The sequence below is a fragment of the Flagellimonas ochracea genome (assembly GCF_009903685.1).
Classification (GTDB): Bacteria; Bacteroidota; Bacteroidia; order Flavobacteriales; family Flavobacteriaceae; genus Flagellimonas; species Flagellimonas ochracea.
This window is the reverse complement of record NZ_JAAABI010000002.1, coordinates 132,197-159,131: the sequence shown is the minus strand read 5'-3', so window position 1 is coordinate 159,131 and position 26,935 is coordinate 132,197. Positions and strand designations below refer to the sequence as shown.

At 42.7% G+C, this 26,935-nt stretch carries 23 protein-coding genes; 12 read left to right on the top strand and 11 right to left on the bottom strand.

The features are described from left to right. Nucleotides 1-165: 165 nt before the first annotated feature. The 4 genes from GTQ34_RS06220 (at nucleotide 166) to GTQ34_RS06205 (ending at nucleotide 5,587) form a co-directional block, all read left to right on the top strand. Nucleotides 166-2,157: a BspA family leucine-rich repeat surface protein gene (locus GTQ34_RS06220; protein WP_166522925.1), complete on the top strand. Its 1,992-nt coding sequence runs from the start codon at nucleotides 166-168 to the stop codon at nucleotides 2,155-2,157. 508 nt (nucleotides 2,158-2,665) lie between these two features. Then, nucleotides 2,666-3,739 (top strand): PA0069 family radical SAM protein, encoded by a 1,074-nt coding sequence (locus GTQ34_RS06215; RefSeq protein ID WP_166522924.1) that lies wholly within the window; start codon nucleotides 2,666-2,668, stop codon nucleotides 3,737-3,739. 190 nt (nucleotides 3,740-3,929) lie between these two features. After that, on the top strand, nucleotides 3,930-4,280 hold the full coding sequence (locus tag GTQ34_RS06210; protein WP_166522923.1) for a YciI family protein: 351 nt from the start codon (nucleotides 3,930-3,932) through the stop codon (nucleotides 4,278-4,280). 50 nt (nucleotides 4,281-4,330) lie between these two features. Continuing rightward, complete coding sequence (locus GTQ34_RS06205; protein ID WP_166522922.1) at nucleotides 4,331-5,587, top strand: RNA polymerase sigma factor; 1,257 nt, start codon at nucleotides 4,331-4,333, stop codon at nucleotides 5,585-5,587. Here the strand turns inward: GTQ34_RS06205 and GTQ34_RS06200 are convergent. Both GTQ34_RS06200 and GTQ34_RS06195 read right to left on the bottom strand, forming a co-directional pair. Then, complete coding sequence (locus GTQ34_RS06200; protein WP_166522921.1) at nucleotides 5,582-7,051, bottom strand: vanadium-dependent haloperoxidase; 1,470 nt, start codon at nucleotides 7,049-7,051, stop codon at nucleotides 5,582-5,584. The genes GTQ34_RS06205 and GTQ34_RS06200 overlap by 6 nt on opposite strands. Nucleotides 7,052-7,107: 56 nt before the next feature. Continuing rightward, nucleotides 7,108-8,532 (bottom strand): Gfo/Idh/MocA family protein, encoded by a 1,425-nt coding sequence (locus tag GTQ34_RS06195; RefSeq protein ID WP_166522920.1) that lies wholly within the window; start codon nucleotides 8,530-8,532, stop codon nucleotides 7,108-7,110. A 249-nt stretch (nucleotides 8,533-8,781) separates the two neighbouring features. On the opposite strand from GTQ34_RS06195, the gene GTQ34_RS06190 reads away from it, so the two are divergent. Then, a complete protein-coding gene (locus tag GTQ34_RS06190) occupies nucleotides 8,782-10,176 on the top strand; it encodes a glycosyltransferase family 2 protein (protein WP_417936259.1) in 1,395 nt (464 codons plus the stop codon). Nucleotides 10,177-10,207: 31 nt separating this feature from the next. On the opposite strand, the gene GTQ34_RS06185 is transcribed toward GTQ34_RS06190, so the two are convergent. From GTQ34_RS06185 to GTQ34_RS06175, 3 genes are all read right to left on the bottom strand, one after another. After that, nucleotides 10,208-10,876, bottom strand: coding sequence for an HD domain-containing protein (locus GTQ34_RS06185; protein ID WP_166522918.1), 669 nt, complete (start codon nucleotides 10,874-10,876; stop codon nucleotides 10,208-10,210). A gap of 1 nt (nucleotide 10,877) precedes the next feature. After that, complete coding sequence (locus tag GTQ34_RS06180; protein ID WP_166522917.1) at nucleotides 10,878-11,609, bottom strand: lysophospholipid acyltransferase family protein; 732 nt, start codon at nucleotides 11,607-11,609, stop codon at nucleotides 10,878-10,880. An 89-nt stretch (nucleotides 11,610-11,698) separates the two neighbouring features. Next, the gene (locus tag GTQ34_RS06175; RefSeq protein WP_166522916.1) at nucleotides 11,699-12,109 is read right to left on the bottom strand and encodes a BrxA/BrxB family bacilliredoxin; all 411 of its coding nucleotides are present in this window, start codon (nucleotides 12,107-12,109) and stop codon (nucleotides 11,699-11,701) included. A gap of 125 nt (nucleotides 12,110-12,234) precedes the next feature. Between GTQ34_RS06175 and GTQ34_RS06170 the strand changes: the two genes are divergently transcribed. The 4 genes from GTQ34_RS06170 to GTQ34_RS06155 all read left to right on the top strand — a co-directional run bounded on the left by GTQ34_RS06170 (nucleotide 12,235) and on the right by GTQ34_RS06155 (nucleotide 15,725). Next, the gene (locus GTQ34_RS06170; protein WP_166522915.1) at nucleotides 12,235-12,969 is read left to right on the top strand and encodes a TerB family tellurite resistance protein; all 735 of its coding nucleotides are present in this window, start codon (nucleotides 12,235-12,237) and stop codon (nucleotides 12,967-12,969) included. 8 nt (nucleotides 12,970-12,977) lie between these two features. Then, entirely contained in the window at nucleotides 12,978-13,562 is a 585-nt protein-coding gene (locus GTQ34_RS06165; RefSeq protein WP_166522914.1) for a HupE/UreJ family protein, read from the top strand. Nucleotides 13,563-13,645: 83 nt separating this feature from the next. Beyond that, nucleotides 13,646-14,083 (top strand): deoxycytidylate deaminase, encoded by a 438-nt coding sequence (locus GTQ34_RS06160; RefSeq protein WP_166522913.1) that lies wholly within the window; start codon nucleotides 13,646-13,648, stop codon nucleotides 14,081-14,083. Between the two features lie 13 nt (nucleotides 14,084-14,096). Continuing rightward, nucleotides 14,097-15,725 carry a S41 family peptidase gene (locus tag GTQ34_RS06155; RefSeq protein WP_166522912.1) on the top strand — a complete coding sequence of 543 codons (1,629 nt, stop codon included), beginning with the start codon at nucleotides 14,097-14,099 and terminating at the stop codon, nucleotides 15,723-15,725. Here the strand turns inward: GTQ34_RS06155 and GTQ34_RS06150 are convergent. Both GTQ34_RS06150 and GTQ34_RS06145 read right to left on the bottom strand, forming a co-directional pair. Further along, nucleotides 15,722-15,925 (bottom strand): hypothetical protein, encoded by a 204-nt coding sequence (locus GTQ34_RS06150; protein ID WP_166522911.1) that lies wholly within the window; start codon nucleotides 15,923-15,925, stop codon nucleotides 15,722-15,724. The two genes, GTQ34_RS06155 and GTQ34_RS06150, sit on opposite strands and share 4 nt — an antisense overlap. A gap of 13 nt (nucleotides 15,926-15,938) precedes the next feature. Then, the gene (locus tag GTQ34_RS06145; protein WP_166522910.1) at nucleotides 15,939-16,517 is read right to left on the bottom strand and encodes a MarC family protein; all 579 of its coding nucleotides are present in this window, start codon (nucleotides 16,515-16,517) and stop codon (nucleotides 15,939-15,941) included. Nucleotides 16,518-16,636: 119 nt separating this feature from the next. On the opposite strand from GTQ34_RS06145, the gene GTQ34_RS06140 reads away from it, so the two are divergent. Beyond that, on the top strand, nucleotides 16,637-17,209 hold the full coding sequence (locus tag GTQ34_RS06140; RefSeq protein WP_166522909.1) for a DUF3109 family protein: 573 nt from the start codon (nucleotides 16,637-16,639) through the stop codon (nucleotides 17,207-17,209). On the opposite strand, the gene GTQ34_RS06135 is transcribed toward GTQ34_RS06140, so the two are convergent. Together GTQ34_RS06135 and GTQ34_RS06130 are read right to left on the bottom strand one after the other, a co-directional pair. After that, complete coding sequence (locus tag GTQ34_RS06135) at nucleotides 17,199-19,016, bottom strand: tetratricopeptide repeat protein (protein WP_166522908.1); 1,818 nt, start codon at nucleotides 19,014-19,016, stop codon at nucleotides 17,199-17,201. The genes GTQ34_RS06140 and GTQ34_RS06135 overlap by 11 nt on opposite strands. A gap of 164 nt (nucleotides 19,017-19,180) precedes the next feature. Continuing rightward, nucleotides 19,181-19,915, bottom strand: a complete 735-nt coding sequence (locus GTQ34_RS06130) for a LytR/AlgR family response regulator transcription factor (RefSeq protein ID WP_166522907.1) — start codon at nucleotides 19,913-19,915, stop codon at nucleotides 19,181-19,183. Nucleotides 19,916-20,793: 878 nt separating this feature from the next. Here GTQ34_RS06130 and GTQ34_RS06125 point away from each other — a divergent pair. Both GTQ34_RS06125 and GTQ34_RS06120 read left to right on the top strand, forming a co-directional pair. Continuing rightward, nucleotides 20,794-21,780: a ribonucleotide-diphosphate reductase subunit beta gene (locus tag GTQ34_RS06125; RefSeq protein ID WP_166522906.1), complete on the top strand. Its 987-nt coding sequence runs from the start codon at nucleotides 20,794-20,796 to the stop codon at nucleotides 21,778-21,780. A 115-nt stretch (nucleotides 21,781-21,895) separates the two neighbouring features. Continuing rightward, nucleotides 21,896-24,364 (top strand): ribonucleoside-diphosphate reductase subunit alpha, encoded by a 2,469-nt coding sequence (locus tag GTQ34_RS06120; RefSeq protein ID WP_166522905.1) that lies wholly within the window; start codon nucleotides 21,896-21,898, stop codon nucleotides 24,362-24,364. A gap of 168 nt (nucleotides 24,365-24,532) precedes the next feature. On the opposite strand, the gene GTQ34_RS06115 is transcribed toward GTQ34_RS06120, so the two are convergent. Next, nucleotides 24,533-25,192 (bottom strand): gluconate 2-dehydrogenase subunit 3 family protein, encoded by a 660-nt coding sequence (locus tag GTQ34_RS06115; RefSeq protein ID WP_166522904.1) that lies wholly within the window; start codon nucleotides 25,190-25,192, stop codon nucleotides 24,533-24,535. Further along, nucleotides 25,192-26,910 (bottom strand): GMC oxidoreductase, encoded by a 1,719-nt coding sequence (locus GTQ34_RS06110; protein WP_166522903.1) that lies wholly within the window; start codon nucleotides 26,908-26,910, stop codon nucleotides 25,192-25,194. The genes GTQ34_RS06115 and GTQ34_RS06110 overlap by 1 nt, the downstream gene beginning before the upstream one ends. Nucleotides 26,911-26,935: the final 25 nt, after the last annotated feature.

Sequence of the window (26,935 nt, the reverse complement as noted above, 5' to 3'; positions counted from 1 at the left end):
CTCTCCGCTCGGTTCGAAATGACATGGATAATTGTTCATTGACCGTTGACCCTTCGCCCTTACCCCTTATCCATCAACCGATATCCCCCATCCGTCAATCCATGCCCCAGAGTGTTCACAAAAGATTGGAACTTGCCGTTTTAGAACTTATTAATCATTATTATCATGAAACTGAAGAACGTATTTTTTGTGGCCCTCTTGGCCATCGCGGTCAGCTCCTGTTCCAAGGACGACGGGCCCAGCACGCCAACGGCACAGACGCCGACCATAACCGGATTCACCCCCAAAACGGGCCCTGTGGGCACCCTTGTCACCATCACTGGGACCAACTTCGGTACCACCGCTTCCGCCAACACCGTGAAGATCGGCAGCGCCACAGCAACGGTCGGGTCCGCCACCGCCACCAAACTGACCATAACCGTGCCCCAGGGCGCCGCATCCGGTAAGGTGAGCGTCGCCGTGGACGGGAAGACCGCCACCAGCACAGACAACTTTACCGTGACACAGCCCGAGCCCGACAATGTGGCCCCGGTAATCGCGGCCCAAGCCTTTGAGGTGGTCGAGAGCATCGCCGATACCGAGGCTATTGGGACCGTAACGGCCACGGACCAGGACCAGGACGCACTGTCCTTCTCCATCACCGTGAACGACAACAACCGTTTTGAGATAACCCCCGAAGGGGTATTGAGCCTTACGGCCGGCACCACCCTGGACTTTGAAGAACAGGCACAGCACATGATCACCGTGCAGGTGGGCGATGGGAACGGGGGCACCGATACCGCCGAGATCACCATCAACGTCACCGAGGACCTTGCGCCCACCGGGGACGTGGAATACGAGTTCACGGTGGCCGAGACCATTGCCGATACCGAGACCATCGGCGTGATCACCGCCGAGGACCCCGAGGGACAGGCCATCACTTTCACCATAGACCCCAACGACAACGACCTTTTCGAGATCAACGACAATGGGGAACTCAGCCTGGCCGAGGGCAAGAACCTCGACTATGAGACCAACACGGCCCACAATATCACCGTGATCGCCAGCGACGGGGCCAACAAGCTCGAGATTTTTGTGACCGTGATCGTAGAGAATGTCACCTCCGCCGAGGATCCCTCCACCTTTGTGACCACGTGGTCCACCCAACAGGCCTTTGAGTCCATAATTATAGGCGTTCAGGAAAATACAGAATATGATTTTACCATAAACTGGGGCGATGGCAAGGTGGAAAACATTTCCTTCTCCAATGAGTCAGTGTTCTTCCATGCCTATGTGGAGCCAGGGACCTATACCATTGCCATAGAGGGGCAGTTCCCCGCAATACAAATGAGCAGCGGCAATGCCACGGCCAACAAACTGGTGGGCATACAGCAGTGGGGCGACATCCAATGGCAGACCATGAAATCCGCTTTTTTTGAATGTACAAAACTTGCCGAATATACCGCGACAGATACGCCCGATCTCTCCAATGTGGAGTCGATGGCAGGCATGTTCGGAGATTGCGGCCTCTTTAACGGTGATATCGGGGATTGGGACACCTCAAATGTCATTAATATGGCAAGTATGTTTTCATATGCAGCATCTTTTAACCAAGATATCGGGGGATGGAATACTGAAAGTGTTGAGCACATGAGCGGTATGTTCTATTTAGCCGAATCTTTCAACCAAGACATCGGGGATTGGGACACTTCCAAGGTAACTTCTATGAATTTAATGTTCTATTTAGCCGAATCTTTCAACCAGGACATATCGAGTTGGGACACCTCCAATGTGACAAATATGGTTGCTATGTTTTCTGGAGCCTTGTCCTTTAACCAAGATATCGGGAATTGGGACACCTCCAATGTGATCTTTATGAATTCTATGTTCGCTGCTGCCGATGTCTTTGACCAGAACCTTGGTTCCTGGGATATTTCCAGCGTAACAGCAGCCCAACTTATGCTAGACGATTCTGGGATGTCCCCAGAAAACCTGAGCAGCACCTTGATAGGCTGGAACGATTTTGTGGAACAGAACAATGGTCCGCAGAATATTGTCCTCGGTGTGGATGGCCTTACCTATTGCGGCAATGATGCTCTTTTGGCCGCAAACAATCTGTTCAGCAATCATGGATGGGAGTTTGTTGGGAATTTGGGTTATCAGGTAGATTGTAACTAAAACTAGTTCACCAAAAAATAAATAAAATACCGTCGGTGGCCCAAGGGTTATCGGCGGTTTTTTTATACCTGATATTTTATAAGACTGGTTATCAAAGTTAATGGGTAAGATGTCGGTAATCCCGGTACGGATTCCAGAGAAACAACTTCCAATTGGCAAACCTGCCAACTGGCCCGCTTGTTCACCACTTCGCCTTTAACCTTTAACCTATTGCCCTATAACAGGTTCCTCACGCTCGCTTCGAAATGACGAATGGCACCTATGTTGATTGGTGCTAATTGGTAAAATTCGTGTCAACACTCTTATCTTTCTTCCCAACCCCTTAACCCTTAACCCAACCGGGTATTCTTCACTTTGTTCAGAATAAAACTAATAGCCCAGCGACAAAATCTTTCGTGCACATTCGTGTAATTCGTGTCTACCTAGTACCGTTACCTATTGATTCCTTAATTTTTAATCAAGAAAAAGGAAATAATCCATAATTTTGGAATTAATCCAAATAACAATAATGATTAATAAAGACTTCATAAAAGGAAGAGGTGCCCAAAAAAACACGCCGAATAAGTTCTTTCAACATATCTATGAAATACGAGAAGATTTTTTGGAATTCTGTCGCTTGGAAGGGGAAAATGCTGAAAGTAACAAAACAAATTATATTCCCATTTTCCCCAAGAGCATCGTTAACAAAGTCGATAGTCCAGATGTGGGCATGCTCTATTCCATGAACCCCTACCAAGGTTGTGAGCATGGTTGTGTCTATTGCTATGCCCGTAACGCTCACGAGTATTGGGGATACAGTGCAGGATTGGATTTTGAGCGAAAAATATTGGTAAAAAAATCCGCCCCGGAATTATTGGAGGCCAAAATAAAGCACAAAAACTGGAGGACCAAGACCATTGTGCTTTCTGGAAACACCGACTGTTATCAACCCGCTGAACAAAAGTTTGAAATTACCAGAAAATGTCTAGAGGTCTTCTTGAAGTACAGGCACCCCGTTGGTATTATAACCAAAAACGCTCTTGTACTGCGAGACTTGGATATTTTAAAGAAGCTCAACGCAGAAGGCCTTGTCGGTGTGCATATTTCCGTGACCTCGCTTTCAGAAAAAACGCGAAGAAAATTAGAGCCTAGAACCGTATCCATCCAAAAAAGATTGGAAACCATTGAGAAGCTTTCAGAAAACAATATTCCGGTCAATGCCATGTTGGCTCCAATAATACCCGGAATCAATAGTCACGAATTGTTGCCTTTGGCGAAAACGGTTGCCGACCATGGGGCGCTTTCCTTTGGGTTTACCTTAGTGCGATTGAATGGTGCTATAGGCCAAATTTTTACCGATTGGATCCACAAGGCTATGCCTGACAAGGCCCAAAAAGTGCTCAATATGATTCAAGAGTGCCATGGTGGTTCGTTGAACGACAGCCGCTTTGGACTTCGAAATCGAGGGGAAGGAAAAATTGCCACCCAAATACATGACATGGCCAAATTAGCAAGACAACGTTACTTTAAGGGGCGCACTTTTCCGACGCTGAGAACAGATTTACATGAACAATTCAAGAATGGACAAATGCGATTATTTTGATGGCGTTGGTTCAACACAGGATATGTAACGTGGGTTGGGTAGTCGAAAAAAAAGATTTCTCACATTTGCTCAAGAAGAAAGCTTGATATTGAATAAATTTAAAGAACTGTCCAAAGAGCGGTTTCTTTTTCGTCGAAATGATGAAAATAAGTATAACCAGTTCTTATAACAGAACGTAAAACGTAGACCAATGAGTAATTTTTTGTATTTGTTTAGAGGCGGGGATGAGGCTTATGCCAAACTGTCCCAAGAAGAAAAACAGGCCCATATGGAACTGTGGGGGAAATGGATGGGTGGCCTAAGGGAAAAGGGGACGCTTTTGGATGGACTTCCCTTGGACAAAGATGGTAAAGTAGTAAGGAACCGGGGGGAGGTAGTCACCAACGGACCATTCGCCGAAGGAGCAGAAATGGTAGGAGGATACCTAATTGTTTCTGCAAAGGACATAGATGAAGCAGTGGAAATTTCAAAAGGATGCCCCATTTTCGATTATGAAGGTGCATTTGTGGAAGTAAGGGAGATACTCAGTTTGGAGCAGTAGATAGCTATCATCGAAATGACAGGGCTATAAAAATTAAGGGCTACAAAACCATGGGAAACAACGTGAACCAAACCATAGACCACCTATTTCGGACAGAGTACGGAAAGGTGGTCGCGGTTTTGACCCATAAATATGGCCCATCCCATTTGCAACGAATAGAAGATGTGACCCAAGATACATTTATAAAGGCCATGCAAGTATGGGCGTATCAGTCCATTCCCGACCGTCCCACCGCATGGTTGTATCGCGTGGCGAACAATGCTTTGATAGATGTGCTTCGTAGGGAGAGGAAGGTAAGTCTTCAAGACCCCCAAGAAGCAAAGAAGGGTGAACACGGGCATGTAGATAGTGAAACCTCTTGGGATCATACCATTTCAGACAGCCAGTTAAAAATGATATTCGCCTGTTGTCACCCAGTACTTTCACAGGAGCATCAACTGGTTTTGAGCTTAAAACTCATCGGAGGATTCAGCAACAAAGAATTGGCGGAGGCCCTTTTAAAAAAGGAGGAGGCTGTGGCCAAATCGTTCACTCGCGCCAAGAAAAAATTCCGAGAGAAGGTTCAATTGCTTCATATCCCTGTTCAAATGGGATTGCAATCTCGTTTATTTCGAGTGCTTCAGGTCATTTATTTGATGTTCTCCGAAGGCTATAAGGCCACCACGGGGGTACAGATTGTAAAAAAGGACATATGCTATGAAGCACTTCGTTTGGCCTTGCTGCTTAGGAAGAACAAATATTGTCAGCACCCTAATTTGGAGGCATTGATAGCTTTAATGTGTTTTCATACTTCCCGGTTTGAAGCCCGATTGGATGAAAATGGTGCATTGGCAACCTTGGAACATCAGGACCGCTCCAAATACAACCAAGAGCTCATACAAATAGGAATCCATCATCTGGAAAATGCGGGGACTTTGGATAAAACACCATCCAACTATCATTTGGAGGCAGCCCGGTCCTACTATCACTGCATCGCCAAAAATTTTGATGAAACGGACTGGAAGAGCATTCTATATCTCTATGATGTACAATTGAAGCTGCAGTATACACCCATGGTTGCGCTGAACCGAATAATTCCGTATGCCAAGGTCCGTGGACCTAAAAAAGCACTGAATCAACTTGAGAAACTGGAACAAGGCTCGGATTTTGATGAACAGAGCTTGTTTTATGCCATCAAGGCGGAACTATTAGCTGAGTTGAATCGTTCAAAGGAACAAACAGAAGCCCTGCAAAAGGCCATCGGTCATGTTGAAAACGAATTGGTGAAAAAACATCTCGAAAGAAAACTGAACCTGATAGGTTTATAATTCTTCCCCTACATGTTTTTTATAGAATTTCCAGACTTCTCTGGCCACATCCCGCCCCAATTCCAATCCGGCGACATTGTCAGCTTGAATATGATATCCTCCTAAAACACGGGATACTCCTGCCATTTCAGCAGTTTTGGTAAAGGTTGGGAACTTGAGAGTTACCGTATCTCCCAAATTATCAGGTTCTGTTAAGTAGCCTGCTACCAGTTCCACTTCAGAGCCAAACGCATCACTTCCTGTCCATAATTTTAAAGCTTCGGCACATCCACCACTAATGGTACTATGTCCGGATACATAGCTTGGAAATGGGGGACATAAAAAGGTGTCAGGGGAATAGGGTCTCCATTCGCCTCCCTCTATTTCCACGACGCCTTTTCCAACTCCGCCCCAAGCCTTTATTTTTTGCTTGTCGTAGTATTCATGTACCAGTGCATAGGGCCTTGCGTAATCGTAGAACATTTTGGAATCCCAGGAAGCTATAAAGCCATCCATGGCCACCAATTGGTTGTAAAAGAACATTTTTACATCTTGATCCAAAGTGTGGTCGTCGCGTATGGAAACTTCTTGGGCAAATTTAAGCCAATGACCTGCTTGTTGCACAGACTGTGGACCGTCTCGCATAAATTCTACCAAAGCCTTTTGCTCGTCTGTAAGGTTGGCCTGCATTTCAATAACCTCTTGCACCTCTTTTTCTAATTGTTCCGAGCCAATCATTGGAGGTGGTCCTGGCCGAAATTGGTCAGCTGATTTTAACGCAACGGGCTTTACCTTGTCCCAAAATGGGGTAAGACAACCGGGAGCGAACTTTCCTCCCTTGCCATCAGAAAAATATTTGGGTTGCCAGCGGTTGGGGTCCATATTTTTATCTGCTGAGTTGATGGGCTCATATCCTACATAATTGAAATAGGCTTCCCCATTGGAACCTTCTTCTTCGCCATATTGGTTGGCACCATCTCCTTTTCTGGCTTCTATAACAGCTTTTGCGGCAAGATTTCCAATCCCTTCAGGAGTGGTAGGGTCCAGCGATTCATCATTGGGGTCTAGGCCCAATTCTTTCATAAAGTTGGCAAATAGTTCCTTGTCCGTATAGTAGTATTCATTCATTGCCCTGAAAGCTGCATAACTAATGGCAATTTCCTTGTTTTTCAAAGTGTGTTCATCCGATGGTCTTCTTTCCACACCTTCAAGATAAACAGGGATGGATTTTTCGTCATAACGAGACCATGCATCAAAAATAGAGACGAAAATAAGCCCTAAATAGCGTGAGGTAATGGTAGGGCGTGGTGTAAATCGGTCGGTGTCGTTGGCCGTCGCCGTGATGGCTATTTCACTCCATTGATGGGCAATATTATCTGCCCCTTTTGGTTCTTCGACCGTACTTTGCTCGTGTTGTTTTTGATAGTTTTGTTTACAGGTAAAGAAGGATAATGCCGCAAAAAGCAGTACAAGCGTTCTTTTCATGTTTATGTTGTTAGGTTCTCAAAATTTTGCATGCAAAGATACAATTTTCTTCAGCCTTAGGTCAATTCCCAACCTTTACGATATTCCCTAGAAACCCATTCATTGGCTTTTTCGTAATTGGTGATTTTCATGTTTTCACCATCCCAAAGCAATTTGCGCCTGCCCGGATATTCGTATGGGGCCCAATCGCCCACTTGTTTGCCTTCTTTCAATACTTTGTATTGATAAGCTTTAACAGCCAAATTTCCCATAAGTACAGTTTCGGTAAGGGGACCTGCTTTTGCAAAATCAGATGCGGTTTCTCCCCCTTGAATGCATGCATCCACAAAACTGGCAATATGGCCATCCATACTATTGGGTATTCTTGGATATTTGGGGGCAGGGGATTTGAAAAGTCCCATTAAGTCCGAAGGCAATAACCTTGCATTTCTGGAATAGGTGTCGCAGACAATGATTCCTTTGTCACCATACATCACCGTTCCGCCGCCACCATCTCCTATGGTTTCATTATCCTTTAGTTCATCAGGTAAGTCCGGTTTAATTCCACCATCATACCAATTCAGGGCTATGTCCCCATGATGTTCGTGTTCAAATTTTAGATGGATTTTAGAAGATGGGGGACATGATGGGCTGTAATCCGCTTCTACAAAATCACCTACCCAAACCGTGGTACAGCTGGCTTCTGCCTCTGTTGGATAGCTGAGGTCCAAAACACTGAAAGGGGTTTCCATAATATGACAACCCATATCCCCCAAAGCGCCTGTGCCAAAATCCCACCAACCCCGCCACTTGAAGGGCAAATAGGCATCATTATAATCGCGTGTGGTGGCGGGTCCCAACCAAAGATCCCAATCCAATTCCCTAGGTACACGATGTTTTTCGGTAGGAACGGGCACTCCCTGTGGCCAAACGGGTCTGTTTGTCCAACAATCGATGGTATGTACCTTGCCTATTATTCCAGATTCCACCCATTCGCGAGCTATACGACTGTCATCGCTGGAAGCTCCTTGGTTGCCCATTTGGGTAACAATCCCGTTTTCGGAGGCCACTTGTGTCATCAAACGGGCCTCACGAATATTATGGGTCAAAGGCTTTTCGACATAGGCATGTTTCTTTTCACGCATAAAGGGAAGAGCTATGCTCGCATGTGTGTGGTCTGGAGTGGCTACCATTATCGCGTCAATGTCTTTTAGATGCTTGTCGTACACTTTCCGGAAGTCCTTAAATTTTTTTACATCGGGAAATAGCTCGTATGTAGGTTGGGCGCGCCGGTCGTCCACATCACAGAAGGCAACAAATTTAACTTTTGCCGTGGCCGCCATACCAGTGATGACGCCATTTCCACGACCGCCAACACCAAAGGCACCTACATAAAGGGTGTCGCTGGGCGGTACGTGTGATTTTCCAAGTACGTGACTTGGTACAATGGAAAAAGCCGCGGAGGCGGCCGCAGCATTTTTAAGAAACTTTCTTCTTTGCATCTGATATTGGATTTTGAGCTAATCAAGATACAAAAAACATGAAGCTTAAATCGGCCTTTTCATCAAATTACAATGAATCGTATTCTTAGTCGTAGCTCATGTGCATGGATATTGATGCCACTTTGATGTTAGAGATGCGTTAAAAACCAATAGTCAAAATCTAAAATTCCGATTCACTCGTAAATGTGAATGTTGACATCCCATTTTAGAATTCTGAGTAACCAAAAAGATAATTGAAACAACATGAAAATGAAATTTTACCACGCTGTGGAAAACAAGTCCAAATGGTCTAATAGAGTAAAAAACTTTCTTGATTCTGCTGATCCATGGGGTGTTTTTGTATTGGGAAGCACGTTTGTTCTAATGATTGGATCTGCCTACTTGGTTCATATTTTACAAAATGACTTTACACTTTTCAATACACACCAAATGCAATCAAGATTAGGGTTTGCGTTTCTCATTTTCAGCGGTGCATTGTTTGTGTTCAAAGCATGTTTCTTTTTATATACGCTCTATCATTACTTCAAATACAGGCCCATCAAATCAGTAAAAGATGAAGAGCTTCCCACATGTACTGTAATTGTGCCGGCATACAATGAAGGTAAACAAGTATGGCATACACTAATGAGCCTGGCTGAGAGCGATTTCCCGAAGGAAAAACTTCAGCTCTTAGCCATTGATGATGGCAGTGAGGATGATACTTGGCATTGGATTCAGGAAGCCAAAGAAGCACTAGGAAATACATTGACCATATACAAGCAACCCGAGAATAAAGGGAAGAAACATGCCTTGAACCATGGCTTTAAAGAAGGTGTGGGAGAAATTTTCGTCACGGTTGACAGTGATTCCGTGGTTAATCAGGATACTTTAAGAAATTTGGTAAGTCCTTTGGTGACCAATTCTGAATGTGGAGCAGTTGCCGGAAATATCAGGGTGCTGAACAACGAGCGGGCGTTACTTCCAAAAATGCTGGATGTCAGTTTTGTTTTAAGTTTCGAGTTCGTTCGTTCAGTGGAGAGCAACTTACGCACCGTATTGTGCACTCCTGGAGCCCTAGCCGCATATAGGAGGTCGGCCGTAATGGACTGTCTTACAGAATGGATGGATCAAACCTTTATGGGTGAGCTTTCGGATATAGGAGAAGACCGTGCTTTGACCAACATGATATTGAAACGGGGGCATCATGTGCTCTTCCAGCGAAATGCCTATGCATATACTAAGGTACCCGAGAACTATAGGGGACTCTATAAAATGTTTATCCGATGGGGAAGAAGCAATGTTAGGGAAAACATTGCCATGTCCAAATATGTTTTTACCAATTTTAGAAAAGATTCCAAATTCGGCGCAAGGCTGCTGTTCATAAGTCAATCCGTGGACATAATGATGAGTTACCCAGCAATGGCATTCATGCTGTTCTTTGTATTTTCACATCCCATATTGTTTTTAAGCTCTACTTTGTTTGGGGTTTTGTTGTTCACTACCTTTCCGGTCATTTTCTATGCGAGACGGTATAATTTGTCAGAATCCTTTTGGGCATATTCGTATAGTATTCTTTATACGTTTGGTTTATTTTGGATCACACCTTACTCGATTGCCACTGTGAACAAAGGGGGCTGGCTTACACGGGGATTGCCCTCAAAGTAGCCATCAGATGTTTTAGTTAAGGCCGACGAATTTAGTCAATGGGTTCAAGGGATTCCCATTCGTTTTTGAATTGCTCTAGAAAAGTCAGCATAAACTCATGTCTTTTAATGGCAAGTTTTTTCCCTGTTTCTGTATTCATTTTGTCTTTCAGCAACAGTAATTTTTCATAGAAGTGATTTATGGTCGGGCCCTTGGTATTTTTATATTCTTCTTTGGACATATTGAATTTTGGGGGAACATCAGGATTGTATAAGGGTCTGTTCTTATAGCCACCATAATTAAAAGCACGTGCAATGCCAATGGCACCCAGGGCATCCAATCTGTCAGCATCCTGAACCACTTGTAGTTCTTTCGACGAGAATGTATTTGTCTTAGTTTCTAAACTGTTCTTGAACGACATCTGTTTTATGATGCTGACCACATGAACTACAACATCCTTGTCAATTTCCTCAGATTCCATGAAATTTTGGGCAGTTTCCGGACCAATTTCCTCGTCCCCGTTATGAAATTTCGGGTCGGCAATATCATGAAGCAGAGCTGCCAGTTCAACTACTGTAGCATCTACTTTTTCCTCTTTGGAAATGATTCTTGCTGTACGGAAAACTCTTTCAATATGGAACCAATCGTGTCCGCCCTCCGCGTTTTTAAGAGTCTCTTTTACAAAGGAGATGGTGCGCTTTATAAGATTTGTATCTTCCATGCTAAGGCTTTACATGCTTTGTAATTTGCTCCTCTACCTGAGCGATTATCTTTTCCGGAGGCTCCTGGTTTTCCAAAGGTTTATGAACCTTGAACTTTAAATGGTTGCCCAGGCCCATCGGAAATTTTCCATAACGGAGCAATTTCCAAGAATTGTTGATGCTGATTGGTACCACAAGTGCCGAAGGTGCATTTTGCATTAGAACCTTTAGGCCTGTGGTGCGGAAAGTTTTGGGGATTCCGTTTCTACTCCGAGTTCCTTCAGGGAAAATAACTGCACTTCTGTTATGTTTTTCAATGTATGTTCCTAGCTTTTCCAACTGGGCAATGGATTGCTTGGGGTCTTTCCTATTAATCAACACGGAACCTCCATGCCTAAGATTAAAAGACACACTCGGAATTCCTTTTCCCAACTCCATCTTGCTCACAAACTTTGGGTGGTGCTTCCGCATGTACCAAATTATGGGAGGGATATCATACATGCTCTGATGATTGGAGACTATAATTAATGGCCGATCAGTTGGAATTTCATGTTGGTTTTCAAACGTATATCGCGTTCCCAGAATATTGGTACATCGCATAAGAAACCAGTTTAAAATGGAAACACTTTGCTTATGCGCACTATATCCTAAAACGTTTAGGCAAAACCACTGGATGGGATGGAAGATGATCAACGTCAATCCAAAAAAGAGAAAGAAAAGTATGGTCAAAAGATAAGAAAGCAATTTTGCCATGGTAACATTGTTTGGTAATGCCAATATTTGATGTAAAAATAAAAAACCACCCTTTAAGGGTGGCTTGTTTTTTTATAGAAAGGGATTAATCAGCAAAATTCGTTGTAGGCCTCCATTAGGTTTTCGGCAATCAATTCGGCGGGTCTTCCTTCAATATGGTGTCTTTCAATCATGTGTACCAACTCACCGTCCTTGAAAAGGGCCATACTAGGTGATGATGGAGGAAAAGGCACCATGTGGTTTCGTGCTGTTTCGACGGCTTCCATGTCTACTCCGGCAAATACAGTTACCAAATGGTCTGGATTTTTTTCATTTTGCAAACTTAATTTTGCAGCAGGTCTGGCGTTGGCCGCTGCGCAACCACAAACGGAATTTACCACGACCAATGTGGTACCATCTTGTTTAAGTGCGTTCTCAACCGCTTCACTGGTATATAGTTCTTCGAACCCGGCAGAAGCCAAGTCCTCTCGCATGGGTTTAACCAATTCTTCTGGATACATAGTCTATTTTTTTGTTTGGGTTTCAAAGATACGGTTTTTACAGCATTTTTTTCACCATCGTTAACATCCTGTAAAGCTTTCCTTGTTGGTCAAAACCCTATATTTGGGCTTTAAATTTTAGAAGAATGATTAAGTGGGTTGCCGCTGTGCTTGGATATTTTCTTTTTCGACTACCTGGAGCGATACTGGGATTTATTGTCGGAAGTTTTTTGGATGGTCTCGGAGGGTCCAGGCAAGGGAGTACCCTATTTGAAGATTTTACCAGACAAACGGTATCCCCCGCCGATTTTGAGCTGAATCTTTTATCATTGTGCTCCATTGTCATTAAAGCAGACGGAACGGTAAGTCAACGGGAGTTGGATTATGTGCGTCAATATTTTATCAGCACCTATGGCAAGGAGAAGGCCAATGCCATTTTTAGGACCTTTAATGATGTAATCAAAAAAAGGGAAATTTCCGCCCAACGAATTTGTTCTTATTTAGTGCAACGTACACGCTACGAAGTGAGGTTACAATTGATTCATTTCCTATTTGGCATCGCTCAGGCCGACGGACAAATAAGTAAAGCGGAAGTAAATAAATTACGTGAATTGGCTGGTTACCTTCGGGTGGGGCAATATGATTTTGAGAGTATTATGGCCATGTTTATCAAATCGGCGGACAATGCGTACAAGATTCTTGAAATTGAAAAAACAGCTACAGATGAAGAGGTAAAAAAGGCGTACCGACGTATGGCCAAAAAATACCATCCCGATCGTGTGGTCACTGAAAATGAAGCCATAAAAAAAGGAGCCGAGGAGAAGTTCAAGGAAGTGCAAAAGGCCTACGACACCATTCAAAAAGAACGAGGAATTTCATAGAAAAGGATATGCAAGAATTTTGGTTTTACATTAAATTGGGATTGAATCATGTATTGGATTTTGGCGCTTATGACCATATTCTGTTTCTTTCAGCCTTGGCGATTCCATTCACTTTTAAGTATTGGAAACGGGTTGTGATTTTGACCACTATATTTACCATTGCGCACTGTGTTTCGCTTGGGCTGTCGGTCTATGAAATATTTACGGTCGATGTGGGCATCATAGAATTTTTGATTCCCGTGACCATTATGTTGACAGCGCTGTTCAATTTTACCTATGTGTTCAAAGAAGCGATGCAAGTAGGTCTATGGCTTCATGTTGCGGCAACGGCTTTTTTCGGATTGATTCACGGTTTCGGGTTTTCCAATTACTTTAAAATGCTCATGGCAGAGGAGGAAGATAAGCTCACCCCGTTATTGGGTTTTGCAACAGGAATAGAAATTGCCCAGGTAACTATTATTTTGGTAGTACTTGCCTTGGCATTCTTGTTTTTGGACTTTTTGAAAGTAAAAAGGCCCGTATTTATCACTTTGGCATCAATTTTAGTCATTGCCATTACAATACCCTTGCTCATCGCCACGTTTCCATCATAGGGCCTTCGTTAAATTTAATCGAATAAGGTTGTATGGGTCTGCCAAAGCAGGTATCTTTAGTTTACTGTCCGTTTAATTTCAAAATGAAAGAAGGAAAACAAGAGAAATACGATAAGGCCTATTTGCGCATGGCCCAGGAATGGGGCAAACTATCCTATTGCAAAAGAAAGCAGGTAGGGGCGATCATTGTAAAAGATCGTATGATCATATCCGATGGATATAATGGCACACCTACTGGTTTTGAGAATTTTTGTGAGGATGACGAAGGATATACAAAATGGTATGTGCTGCATGCAGAGGCCAATGCCATTTCAAAAGTGGCCTCATCAACCCAATCCTGTGAGGGAGCCACATTATATATAACACTATCTCCTTGCCGGGAATGTAGTAAATTGATTCATCAATCTGGCATAAAACGTGTGGTGTACCAAAAAACCTATAAAGATGACTCCGGTTTGAAGTTTTTGGAAAGAGCCGGAGTACAAACCCACCATTTGCCCATTTTGGAGGAAATGGTATAGATTATTAAGCCCCATGGAAAAGAAAAATAGTTATTTATGGCCCACATTGTTCGCCCTTGCGGTGGCCCTTGGTGTTTTTATTGGGGGCAAGCTCCATTTTAACGACACCCCGGAAAGACTCTTTTCCACAAATTCCAAGAAAGACAAGCTGAACCGATTGATTGACTACATCGATTATGAATATGTCGATGATGTGGACACCGATAGTATTGTCGATGTCACCGTAAATAATATACTTGGAAAACTAGACCCCCATTCGGTATATATTCCTAGGAGTGAAATGCAGGAAGTGTCTGAGAACATGAAAGGTGATTTTGGAGGAATCGGAATCAGTTTCTATATGTTTCGCGATACCATCACGGTAATCCGCACCATCAAAAACGGTCCAAGCTATATCACCGGAATTATGCCAGGCGATCGCATTTTAATGGCCGACAAGGACACCTTATTTGGAAAAAGAATACCAAACGATACCGTAGTCTCCAAATTGAAAGGAAGAATAGGTACCAAGGTAGACCTGAAAGTTTTTCGAAAAACGGAGAACCGCTTCATGGATGTAACGGTGACCCGAAACAAAATCCCAATCAAAAGCGTGGTGGCTTATTACATGCTCACTAAAGATATGGGCTATTTAAAAATTAACCGTTTTGCCGAATCTACCTTTAATGAATTCAAAGATGCATTAAGAAAGCTTAAGTTACGAGGGGCCGAAAAGCTAGTGCTGGACCTTAGGGATAATCCAGGAGGGTATTTGGGCATTGCCGAAAAGTTGACGGACGAGTTTTTGGAGGAGGACAAACTGATTCTTTTTACCAAGAACAAAAAGGGAAGAATAAAGAAAGCCTATGCTACGGACAAAGGCGATTTTGAGGACAAGCCAGTATACGTTTTAATCAATGAACGGTCGGCATCGGCCAGTGAAATCATTGCTGGGGCCTTGCAGGACAACGATATTGGAACCATTGTGGGCAGACGCTCTTTTGGCAAGGGATTGGTGCAAAGGGAAATGGATCTAGGAGACGGTTCTGCCGTCCGTTTGACAGTTTCAAGATACTATACTCCAACTGGGCGGTCCATCCAAAAATCGTATGAAAATGGCCATCGGGATTACTATCAAAAATTTATGGAACGGTATCGTTCTGGAGAAATGATTTCTGTGGACAGTATTAAAGTGGCCGATTCCCTGAAATTTGTAACTCCAAAAGGTAAAGTGGTCTACGGGGGAGGGGGAATTATTCCAGACGTTTTTGTGCCCATTGGCAGTAATGAGGAAGAAGCCATAGAAAGTATGGATGACACCTATCAGTTTTTCTCCCGATTTATCTTTGAACACCTGGAAGAGGACAGAAATCGTTATGCCGATTATACAAAAAATCAATTCTTGGAAGAGTTCAGGGTTGACGATATTCTGTTCGACAATTTTATCGACTTCGTCCTGAACCGAAAAATCAGGCTTGACTTTTATGCCCAGGAGGAGAAAATAAAGGCTTACCTCAAAGCCAATATTGCCGAACAACTGTTCTCACCCAACATTTCTGCACAAATCAAAGGTGAACACGATGCCATGTTGAAAAAGGTGAAAGCCCTGGATGCTTTAGAAATAAAACCCGCAGGGGCCGAAATTTCACATGTAGAGAATTAATCCTCTTTTAACTTTTTCTCAATTTTCTTTGAGGCAATAAAAATCAGCAACAGGACCACGGCGCATAATGAGGCCAAAATCCCGATCAATGCTATAGTGCTGTCTCCTTGGAAAGGATTTTCAAAGTCTACCAAAGTTACATTATAGGCAATCAAGCCAAGGGCTAGAACAATTAGTATTATACTCAATGTCTTGTTCATGACTATACATTAATTATTGGGCCAAAAGTTGATTTATGTTCGCAGCAAAAAGCTTTACCGCAATGGCCAAAAGCACTACTCCAAAAACCTTACGGATAACACTGAGGCCATTCTTTCCCAAAACCCTTTCTATTTTGGCACTGAATTTAAGAACGATATACACAAAGATAGTGTTTAGAATAATGGCCACGATGATATTCTCCACATGATACTCAGCACGAAGTGCCAATAGGGAAGTAAGGGTGCCCGCTCCAGCAATAAGGGGGAATGCTATAGGTACTATGGAGGCTGTTTCTGGTTCGTCATCCTTATAAAGGGTAATGCCCAAAATCATTTCAATGGCCAAAAAGAAAATGATGAACGCCCCTGCTACCGCAAAAGAATTGACGTCGATTCCAATGAGGTGCAAAATACGTTCTCCCACAAAGAGAAAGGCAACCATAATACATGCGGCTACTATCGATGCCTTTTCCGACTGTATATGTCCCACCTTTTTGCGTAGTGATATAATTATCGGGATGCTGCCCACAATGTCAATAACGGCAAAAAGAATCATCCCAGCCGTTGCTATTTCCTTAAAGTTCAAATTCATCGACTTACTTTTTAGATTGGCAAATTTACGTGTAAAAAAGACTTTTGGATGATAAAATAAGGTATAGAAAACATCAAAATTTTGTTTTGGGTTACCTTTGCTGAAAATTGTCCCATCCAATGTTCCAAATCGGAAAAACCATTGTTTCAGAGGAAATAATTGAGCATGATTTTGTTTGCAATTTGAATGCGTGCAAAGGTGCGTGTTGTGTAGGGGGCGAATATGGTGCCCCCTTAGAAGATTTGGAAACCGAAATGCTAGAGCAGATTTTTGAAAATGTGAAACCTTATCTAAGGCCAGAGGGAATAAGGGCCATTGAACAGCAAGGGACTTTTGTAAAAGGGGAGGATGGCGAATGGGAGACCCCTTTGGTCGAGAACAGGGAATGTGCCTACGTCACTTTTTCAGAATCGGGTATAGCCAAATGTGGTTTGGAAGCCGCTCATGAAGCTGGAGCTACCCAATGGAAAAAGCCCATATCCTGCCATTTGTATCCCGTAAGAACAAAAGCGTACTCTTCTTTTACAGCTGTAAATTACCATCGGTGGGAAATCTGTGATGCAGCATGCAGTTTGGGAAAAGAGTTGAAAGTGCCCATCTACAAGTTCGTAAAAGAGGCACTGATGCGAAAATTTGGCGAGGCATGGTACAAGGAGTTGGAAGAAGTAGCTTCACAGACTGCTAAACGGTAGGAATGTCAAGAACTACCTTGGTTCCTTTGGGGTTTCCGTTGTCATCGAACAAATCCACAATATCCACATCAAAGTTGTTTTGATAGTCTTTGGCGAAGTTGGCCAAACGCTCTTTGGTGATCCGAATGCCTACCGATTTTCTTTTTAGCACCCTTTTTTCTTTGTTGACTTCAGCAGCTCCGCGGCCAACACCATTATCCTCAATTTCGATGGAAACATGGTTCTTGTTCTTTCTTTTCACATGAATATGGATTTTTTTCTCTCCTTTTTTGGGAGAAAGACCGTGCCACAGGGCATTTTCCAAAAAGGGCTGCAGGGTCAACGAAGGTACTTTGATCACATCGGGATTGATATCATCATCTAAGGTGATTTTAAAATCAATTTCATTGGAAAACCGGATGTTTTCGATATTCATGTACAGCTCTACGGTTTCCAACTCGTCTTCCAATGAAATTTCTTTTACCGAGGAGGCTTCCAGTATTTTCCGAACCAATTTTGAAAACTTGTTCAGATAATGAACGGCGTTCTTCTGTTCATTGTTGATGATGTAAAGTTTAATGGAGTTTAACGAGTTGAACAAAAAATGCGGGTTCATTTGGCTTCGCAACATATTCTGTTCCAGACTTAGTACTCTTTTCTCGTTCTTATTCTGGTACTGACGGTACAAAATATACAGAATGGATGCAACCAGACCCACAATAAGGGCGCTGACCAAAAGGGTGGTCTGGTTTTTTCGGAGCCTTAATCGAACAATCTCATTTTCCTTGGCCAGTACGGAAATTTGATTGTTCTTCTTGTCCGCTTCATAGCGCACAATAATGTCGTTCATGTACCTTAGGTTGGTGGCACTGGAAATCTCACGATCAAATTCATCGGCCTTCTTGTAGTACTCATAAGCCTCTTTAAAATTGCCTCTTTTGCTTTCCAATGCTGAGCGTTTTTGAAGACCAAAGAGTACGTTGCTGGGCATATTGTGATTTTGGGCCATTTCCAAACCCTCTTCAATAAACTGTTCTGCTTTGTCGTATTCACCCAAAACGGTATGCGCCCATCCCGTATTTATAAAAACGGACGAGGTTATATAAAAATCTCCAATGGATTTTGATTGCTCATGAAGCGGCTCTAAAAGCACCAGTGCTGCGTAGGGCATATCCTGTTTAAGATATACCTGTGCCAAACTATTTTTGCAAATGACCCTTCCAATATCAGAATTGATTTCTTCGTTATAGGCCAAAGACTTTCTATAATTCTCCAGGGCACCTTCCAAGTCTCCTTTTTCTTCCAAGCAATCACCAATATTCTGATGATTTATGGCCAACCCCAGTTTGTTCCCAAGTTCCTCTTCAAGTTTAAGGGCTCTTCTAAACTGCATGATGGCCAAATCGTATTGCTCTAGGGTTTGGTAAAGGTTGCCAATACAGTTCAAAGAAACATTGATGCTTCTTCTAATATGATGTGAGGGATTCTCTACCTGTTCGGCCAATTCCAAAGCCTTTTGGTTGTAATCCAGGGCTGTTTTGATGGCATCCGTTCGCCTATAGACAACTCCCAGCATGTTCAAACTGAGCACCTTAAGCTCTGTACTGTTGGCTTTTTCAGATAGCTGCAAAGCCTCCGTATGCAGGTCAGCTGCTTTTTTAAATTGAGAGATGTTCCGATACTTGGTGCCTATTTGGTTAAGGGCATAGGCTTGACCTTCTAGATAATTTGCTTCTTTGGCCTTGTTTGCAAAATAACGAAGCAAGGTGGTATCCCTTTTTTCGGACTTGAGGTCTGTATCCAGTGACAAGTAAGTCTTTGGGGCCATTTTGACCAGTTTTTCGGTTTTGCTCCTAAAAGATTCAGGAATTTTTTGGGAGTGAGCCGGGCGCAAAGAAAAGAGCGCAAAAAGGGCCACCGGAACAACCTTTTGCAGCAGAAATGATTTCGTTATGGTAAAATGGTCAATATTGAACACAGGTAAGGGGGAAGTTACAGCATATCCAAAAAGTCGGATTTCTTTTGCCGGGAAACAGGGATTTTATGATTGGATTCGAGCACAACATAGCCGTCCGTTTTAAGAAACTCCTTTATTTTGTTCAGGTTGATGATGTAGGAGTTATGGATTCTGAAGAAACTGTTTTCTGGCAAAATGGCGTTTACTTCTTTTAATTTTTTTGTCAGCAACATTTTGTGCCCATCACTCAAAAAAAGCGTGCTGTAATTTCCGTCAGATTCTGCGTAAAGAATGTCATCACTGTTCAGGAACACTAATTTGCCATCCGTGTTGATGGTGATTTTTTTGTTGTGCGATTCTGCATTGAAGTTCAACAGGATTTTTTCCAGTTTCTCAGCCGTAAAGTTCTTGGCGTTGTATTTTTTTATTTTGGCAATGGTAAGTTCCAAATCATCCGTATCAATCGGTTTTAGCAGATAGTCTATGGCCTCATTCTTCAAGGCTTTGAGCGCATATTGATTGTAGGCTGTGGTGATGACCACGGGAAAATTTTTGTTCTTTAAATTTTTGATGAACTGAAAGCCGTCCATGGCAGGCATTTCAATATCCAAGAAGAGACAATCCGGGGTGTTCTGCTCAAGATACTTCAAAGCCTCGTGGGCATCCGTAAAAGAAGCAACAATGTCCACCTCATCGCTTAGGTTGGTCAGTTCCCAACTTAAGCTTTGAAGTGCCTTTACCTCATCATCGACAATAACAGCTTCTAACATCCTTAAAATAGTAATACAATCCAAATTTAGGATTATTATGTATACAGTTTTCAAAATTATGTGCTAATGGACATTTTGCGCGTATAACTGGATAGAAAAGGACAACACGTGGAATTCGATAAGGAGCAGGGTGTAATCTGTGAAAATTAAAAACAATGCGTTCTTAATAAAAAATGAAAGGACCGATTATACAAAAAACAGGACCGTCCATACAAATCAACAAAACCTTGGACACTTGCTTCGTTAACTTGGCCCTGTCTAAAGAAAAACATTCAAAAAGTCATTATGAAAAGATGTGCCATACTATTTGTTGTATTTGTGATGGCGCTGGTTTTGGCTGCTTTGCTTTTGCAATGAAACATGGACTCCGAGACAACGAGGTCCAACCTAAATAAGTTCATAACATATTACCAAAGAACCGTACGGCCGAGCAACCAATCTCCTTTTTAATGGGAACCGCTTGTAAAAAATAGCTTCGGCTGGACCATCGAGGATGGGTTTTGGGTTTCGGGGGAACTACCTAGAACCATTTCCAACACATGGAAAAGAACGAAGTGGCCGTACAGGTTGGTAATAGGGAACAAACGCAACATAGTGCGTAATATCCATTCATGAACAAGACCAAAGAGTATATCGAAATATACTTTTTGGTCTTTTTTTCTTGTTCAACCTTCAAAAAAAAACTTCCTAACAATTACAATGGCAGAAGCCCAACGAACATCACTGGCCATCCTAGATTTCAACAGTTTGTGTTAAAAACTTTGAGCTCTTTCTGCCCAAACAAACTTTACAATTCCCTAACATTTTTGAATCTTTGTAAGTCCCTACCGCAAGGTAACTTTCAGTCCGAATTCATTAATTTTTTTAAACAGAACACTATGTCTACTGCCCACGAGCCTATTTTGCAAGAAAATGAAGACCGATTTGTAATTTTTCCGATTCAACACCATGATCTATGGGAATGGTACAAAAAATGTGAGGCTTGTTTTTGGACGGCGGAGGAAATTGACCTCCACCAGGATTTAGCGGACTGGAACAACAAATTGAGTGATGATGAGCGGTATTTCATCAAGCACATCCTGGCCTTTTTTGCCGCATCGGATGGAATTGTAAATGAAAATTTGGCAGAAAACTTTGTAAACGAAGTACAGTATTCCGAGGCTAAATTTTTCTACGGATTTCAGATTATGATGGAAAACATCCATTCAGAAACCTATTCTCTACTCATCGACACCTATGTGAAAGATGAAAAAGAAAAAGGAATTCTTTTCAAGGCCATCGAAAATTTTCCTGCCATCAAAAAGAAAGCCGATTGGGCGCTTAAATGGATTGACTCGCCAAGCTTCGCTGAACGTTTGATAGCTTTCGCAGCCGTAGAAGGTATTTTCTTTTCCGGAGCTTTCTGTTCCATTTTCTGGTTGAAGAAAAGAGGTTTGATGCCAGGACTCACTTTTTCCAATGAGTTGATCTCAAGGGATGAAGGAATGCACTGCGACTATGCCGTGCACCTACATAACAACCATTTGGTGAACAAAGTGTCTAAAGAGCGCATCACCGAAATCCTTACGAATGCTTTGGACATAGAAAGGGAATTCATTACCGAATCGTTGCCGGTAAGCCTTATCGGGATGAACTCAAAGTTGATGACCCAATACCTTGAGTTTGTAACGGATAGATTATTGGTGGAACTGCAATGTGAAAAGGTCTACAATTCGACCAATCCATTCGATTTCATGGATATGATTTCACTTCAAGGGAAGACAAATTTCTTTGAAAAACGGGTGTCCGAATACCAGAAAGCGGGAGTGCTCAACAAAGAAAAGGATGCAGATTCGCAAAAGATAAGTTTCGACGCGGACTTTTAATAAAAAACAAACCCCCGCCTCAAGGGTTTATTTGATCTTAACCATGCAGTGTATTTTCGCTGCACACAAATGCAAATTGGTATAACCAACATATCACTTAAAACACTAGTAGAACATGTATGTAATTAAAAGAGACGGAAGAAAAGAGCCGATAATGTTTGATAAGATCACGGCCAGGGTAAGAAAACTTTGTTATGGGCTCAACAATTTGGTAGACCCGGTAAAAGTGGCGATGAGGGTCATTGAAGGCCTTTATGATGGGGTAACCACCTCTGAACTGGACAATTTGGCCGCTGAAATTGCCGCTACTATGACCACCACACATCCAGATTACGCAAAACTGGCTGCACGAATATCCGTTTCAAACTTACATAAGAACACTAAAAAATCCTTCTCTGAAACCATGAAGGATTTGTACGAGTACGTTAATCCTAGAACAGGGAAGAAAGCCCCTCTCTTGTCCGACGAGGTATATAAAGTGGTTTCAGAAAACGCCGACATCTTGGATTCCACCATAATCTACAACAGGGATTTTGGGTATGATTATTTTGGCTTCAAGACATTGGAGCGTTCATATCTTCTCAAGATCAATGGGAAAATAGCAGAACGTCCCCAGCACATGCTCATGCGAGTAGCTGTGGGAATACATTTGGATGATTTGGATTCCGTCATTGAGACCTATGAGTTGATGTCCAAAAAATATTTTACCCACGCTACGCCAACACTATTCAACTCAGGGACTCCAAAACCACAAATGTCCTCCTGCTTCCTTTTGACGATGAAAGAAGATAGCATCGATGGTATTTATGACACCTTAAAGCAAACCGCAAAAATTTCACAATCAGCAGGTGGAATTGGATTGTCTATCCACAACGTTAGGGCCACCGGATCATATATCGCTGGAACCAACGGAACCTCCAATGGGATTGTACCCATGCTCCGCGTATTTAATGATACTGCCAGATATGTTGATCAAGGTGGTGGAAAAAGAAAGGGAAGCTTTGCCATTTATGTAGAGCCGTGGCATGCTGATATTTTTGACTTTTTGGATTTGAAAAAGAATCATGGAAAAGAAGAAATGCGAGCCCGTGATTTGTTCTATGCCATGTGGATTCCTGATTTGTTCATGAAAAGAGTAGAGGCCGATGGCGAATGGACGTTGATGTGTCCCAATGAGTGCCCCGGACTGTACAATTCGCATAGCGAAGAGTTTGAAAAACTCTATACCGAATATGAAGCCAAAGGAAAAGGCCGTAAGACCATAAAAGCCCGAGAACTGTGGGAAAAGATATTGGAATCCCAAATTGAAACGGGAACTCCTTATATGCTTTACAAAGATGCAGCCAACAGAAAGAGCAATCAGAAGAATTTAGGTACTATTCGTTCCTCAAACCTTTGCACAGAAATTTTGGAATACACCTCGCCAGATGAAGTAGCTGTGTGCAATCTGGCATCCATTGCGTTGCCCATGTTCATCAAAAAGGGAGAGTTTGACCACAAAGAGCTTTTTAAGGTCACCAAACGAGTAACCAAAAACTTGAACCGAGTAATAGACCGCAATTTTTATCCTGTAAAAGAAGCGGAAAATTCCAATATGAGGCATAGGCCCATAGGTTTGGGCGTACAAGGTCTTGCTGATGCTTTCATCATGTTACGATTACCATTTACCAGTGATGAGGCCAAGAAATTGAACCAAGAAATATTCGAAACCCTTTATTTTGCGGCTACAACTGCTTCCATGGAACTTGCCAAAGAAGAAGGCCCTTATTCCAGCTATAAAGGATCTCCAATAGCCGAGGGAGAGTTTCAGCATAATTTATGGGGAATCAAAGATGAAGAACTATCCGGTCGATGGGATTGGGGCAAGCTCCGAAAAGATGTTAAAAAACATGGTGTGCGAAATTCCCTTTTGGTAGCTCCAATGCCGACCGCATCCACCTCTCAGATTTTGGGCAACAACGAATGTTTTGAACCCTATACCTCCAATATTTATACACGAAGGGTATTGTCAGGTGAGTTCATTGTGGTGAACAAGCACCTTTTGGAAGATTTGGTAAAATTGAATCTTTGGAACGAAGGTCTTAAACAAGAATTGATGAGAGCCAACGGTTCGGTTCAACACATTGATGCAATTCCAGATGAAATCAAAGAACTCTACAAAACTGTTTGGGAGCTCAGTATGAAGGACATCATTGATATGAGTAGGCAACGTGGTTATTTTATCGATCAAAGCCAATCCTTGAACCTCTTCATGGAAAATGCGAACTATTCCAAGCTGACTTCAATGCACTTTTATGCATGGAAAAGTGGTTTAAAAACAGGAATGTATTACCTAAGGACCAAAGCTGCCGTGGATGCCATCAAGTTTACCTTGGACAATACCAAAAAGAAAGAAGTGCCCGTTAGTGTTGCCGCAGATGCGGAAGTAGAAGCTGTGGCGGCAAAGGCATTAAAAGTAGAAACCACCCCTGTGGTACAACAAGAGATGGATGTGAAGCCTATGACGGAAGCTGAAATGAAAGAATTGATTGCGCGGTCTAAGGAAGGTCAAGCAGATGATGATTGCTTGATGTGCGGATCATAATTTGGTGCTAAACTGGTTTAGCATGTGATAGTGTTTATTGATTTTAATACCTCGGAAAGTCCACCCCACAAGAAAGGCATCCGAGGTATTTTTTTTGCGCTGTGCAAACACGCCAACAATAAAAAAGCCTCCTTTTAGGAGGCTTTTTTATATTTATGGCTATGGCCTTTAACGTTTCACAGACCAGTCCTTTCCACCAGTCAGCACATTCACATCTTCGCAGGGGATATATTCCCCAGGGATGGGCAAATATGCCAATACTTCTTCACCAATATACTCAGAAGACTTGTAGGCCCAGATGGTGATATCCCTTATATCGTTGGCAAAGGAAAAGCAGGCCACATCATCATCAAGTGAAGCTTCACCGCCTTGCATTATAGCTTCCATATAGCTATTTATGCTTTCAATATGTGATTCTTCGTCTTCTTCACTCCGTTTTTTCAAATAGGTCTTCAACGTAGGTTCTATATCTTCCGAATCGACATCCATCAAAGATTCCTTTCCAGAATTCATTAAGACCTTTTCATAGAATTTGTCCATTTTCATTTTCACAAAATCCCGTTGTTCATCTGGTAAAACTTCGGCCATGAATGCATCAATGAAGCCATGGACATTAATTTCAGTTGCCGAGGGAGTATCCGTTTTGGGCAGGATTATGTCGACGGTCTGGGCCAATGCATATCCCTTGTCCTTGTCAAAGAAACTGGGAACCCATTCTGCATAATCAGGTTTCTTCTCACAACTCTGTAATATTCCCAAGAGTGTCGGAGTGGCTACCACATAGCCAAAAGCCATGCCCATATTTTTTAGCGCAGATCTTCTTTCCATTATAAATTTCCTTTTTTAAGTTCTTGTGCGGCATGGTTGGCTGCTCTCGCCGTAAAGGCCATATATGTCAACGATGGATTTACGCAGCTAGCAGAGGTCATGAAGGCCCCGTCGGTAACATATACATTTTTGCACGCATGCACTTGATTATATCCGTTGAGCACCGAGGTTTTAGGATTGAGTCCCATTCTAGCAGTGCCCATTTCATGGATTCCAAGGCCCAAAGCACCGGGATTGTCATGAGGCTCAACGTCTCTTAAGCCAGCTATTTTGAGCATGTCCACCGCTTGCTCCTTTATATCTTCACGCATATTCCATTCATTGTCTCTTAGTTCTGCGTCAAAAGTGACTGTAGGCAGACCCCATTGGTCCAATTTGTCATAGTCAAGGGTCATTCGGTTGTCTTCGTAAGGCAGTACCTCACCAAAACCACCCATCCCGAAGTTCCAACCTCCAGGCTTTAATATGGCTTCCTTCAGGTCTTTCCCATGCGATGTTTCTGCAATAATATCTTCCCAATTATCGCGTGTGGCACCACCTTGGTACCCATACCCTCGTATGAACTTATCTGTATTGGAATTGCCTCCTAAATTTCTAAATCGTGGAACGTATACCCCATTCGGTTTTCTGCCTTTGTAAAACTTATCTTCAAAACCATCAAATTTTCCAGAAGCACCTACATTTAGATGGTGGTCCATAATGTTTCTTCCGAGTTGGTCGGAGTCATTGCCCAAACCATCGGGGAATCTATCCGATTTTGATTGCATTAAAATTGCTGTGGAAGCAATGGCTGAAGCACAAAGGAAAATCACCTTGGCGTTAAAAACATGCTCTTCTTTTGTTTCTCTGTCAATTACTTTGACACCAGTTGCCTTTTTGGTATTTGGGTCATAGATTACCTCATGTACGATGGAATCGGGACGAAGGGTCATGTTCCCAGTTTTTTCAGCGGCAGGAAGGGTTGAGGACACACTACTGAAATAAGCACCGAAAGGACACCCTCGAATACAACGGTTTCTAAACTGACAGCGCACCCGTCCATCACCTTCAAACTTTTTATCACTATTGATGTGTGCCACACGCCCAGCGGTAATAACACGTCCATCAAAATTTTCAGCTACTTTTTCCCGAACGTGTTGTTCCAAACAGTTCAATTCCATCATGGGTTCGAACACCCCATCGGGCAGTTGTGGAAGTCCCAAGGCTTCTCCTGATACACCAATATAGCTTTCTACTTTGTCGTACCACGGAGCAATATCTTTATATCGCACGGGCCAATCTACGGCAATACCATCATTTTTGTTCGCCTCAAAATCGAGGTCGCTCCAACGGTAACTGTGCCTTCCCCACATTATGGAACGTCCTCCTACATGGTATCCACGCATCCAATCGAAACGCTTTTTTTCATTATACGGATGATCAATATCGTCTACAAACCAAAAATTATGAGGAGCTCTGACCGTATACCCTGTTCTGGCCTGCTTTTCCTGTCGAGCCGCTTTTTCCTTGGGCAACTCTCCAGCATGTGGAAAATCCCAAAGGTCTTTATTGGCAGTGGGGTAGTCTTCACGATGCTTTACCATAGGGCCCCGCTCCAAGACCAAAGTTTTAAGGCCATTTTCACAAAGTTCCTTGGCGGCCCAACCGCCGCTGATGCCCGTTCCCACCACAATGGCATCATAGGATTCTTGCTCCTCGTTGTAATAAAATTTGTTCATTTATGAGTATTGTTTAATTCCTAAA

Excerpts from the sequence above, each read along its gene's own strand:
- GTQ34_RS06220 (WP_166522925.1), top strand. The coding sequence starts at position 166 with ATGAAACTGAAGAACGTATTTTTTGTGGCCCTCTTGGCCATCGCGGTC.
- GTQ34_RS06215 (WP_166522924.1), top strand. The coding sequence starts at position 2,666 with ATGATTAATAAAGACTTCATAAAAGGAAGAGGTGCCCAAAAAAACACG.
- GTQ34_RS06210 (WP_166522923.1), top strand. The coding sequence starts at position 3,930 with ATGAGTAATTTTTTGTATTTGTTTAGAGGCGGGGATGAGGCTTATGCC.
- GTQ34_RS06205 (WP_166522922.1), top strand. The coding sequence starts at position 4,331 with ATGGGAAACAACGTGAACCAAACCATAGACCACCTATTTCGGACAGAG.
- GTQ34_RS06200 (WP_166522921.1), bottom strand. The coding sequence starts at position 7,051 with ATGAAAAGAACGCTTGTACTGCTTTTTGCGGCATTATCCTTCTTTACC.
- GTQ34_RS06195 (WP_166522920.1), bottom strand. The coding sequence starts at position 8,532 with ATGCAAAGAAGAAAGTTTCTTAAAAATGCTGCGGCCGCCTCCGCGGCT.
- GTQ34_RS06190 (WP_417936259.1), top strand. The coding sequence starts at position 8,782 with ATGAAATTTTACCACGCTGTGGAAAACAAGTCCAAATGGTCTAATAGA.
- GTQ34_RS06185 (WP_166522918.1), bottom strand. The coding sequence starts at position 10,876 with ATGGAAGATACAAATCTTATAAAGCGCACCATCTCCTTTGTAAAAGAG.
- GTQ34_RS06180 (WP_166522917.1), bottom strand. The coding sequence starts at position 11,609 with ATGGCAAAATTGCTTTCTTATCTTTTGACCATACTTTTCTTTCTCTTT.
- GTQ34_RS06175 (WP_166522916.1), bottom strand. The coding sequence starts at position 12,109 with ATGTATCCAGAAGAATTGGTTAAACCCATGCGAGAGGACTTGGCTTCT.
- GTQ34_RS06170 (WP_166522915.1), top strand. The coding sequence starts at position 12,235 with ATGATTAAGTGGGTTGCCGCTGTGCTTGGATATTTTCTTTTTCGACTA.
- GTQ34_RS06165 (WP_166522914.1), top strand. The coding sequence starts at position 12,978 with ATGCAAGAATTTTGGTTTTACATTAAATTGGGATTGAATCATGTATTG.
- GTQ34_RS06160 (WP_166522913.1), top strand. The coding sequence starts at position 13,646 with ATGAAAGAAGGAAAACAAGAGAAATACGATAAGGCCTATTTGCGCATG.
- GTQ34_RS06155 (WP_166522912.1), top strand. The coding sequence starts at position 14,097 with ATGGAAAAGAAAAATAGTTATTTATGGCCCACATTGTTCGCCCTTGCG.
- GTQ34_RS06150 (WP_166522911.1), bottom strand. The coding sequence starts at position 15,925 with ATGAACAAGACATTGAGTATAATACTAATTGTTCTAGCCCTTGGCTTG.
- GTQ34_RS06145 (WP_166522910.1), bottom strand. The coding sequence starts at position 16,517 with ATGAATTTGAACTTTAAGGAAATAGCAACGGCTGGGATGATTCTTTTT.
- GTQ34_RS06140 (WP_166522909.1), top strand. The coding sequence starts at position 16,637 with ATGTTCCAAATCGGAAAAACCATTGTTTCAGAGGAAATAATTGAGCAT.
- GTQ34_RS06135 (WP_166522908.1), bottom strand. The coding sequence starts at position 19,016 with ATGGCCCCAAAGACTTACTTGTCACTGGATACAGACCTCAAGTCCGAA.
- GTQ34_RS06130 (WP_166522907.1), bottom strand. The coding sequence starts at position 19,915 with ATGTTAGAAGCTGTTATTGTCGATGATGAGGTAAAGGCACTTCAAAGC.
- GTQ34_RS06125 (WP_166522906.1), top strand. The coding sequence starts at position 20,794 with ATGTCTACTGCCCACGAGCCTATTTTGCAAGAAAATGAAGACCGATTT.
- GTQ34_RS06120 (WP_166522905.1), top strand. The coding sequence starts at position 21,896 with ATGTATGTAATTAAAAGAGACGGAAGAAAAGAGCCGATAATGTTTGAT.
- GTQ34_RS06115 (WP_166522904.1), bottom strand. The coding sequence starts at position 25,192 with ATGGAAAGAAGATCTGCGCTAAAAAATATGGGCATGGCTTTTGGCTAT.
- GTQ34_RS06110 (WP_166522903.1), bottom strand. The coding sequence starts at position 26,910 with ATGAACAAATTTTATTACAACGAGGAGCAAGAATCCTATGATGCCATT.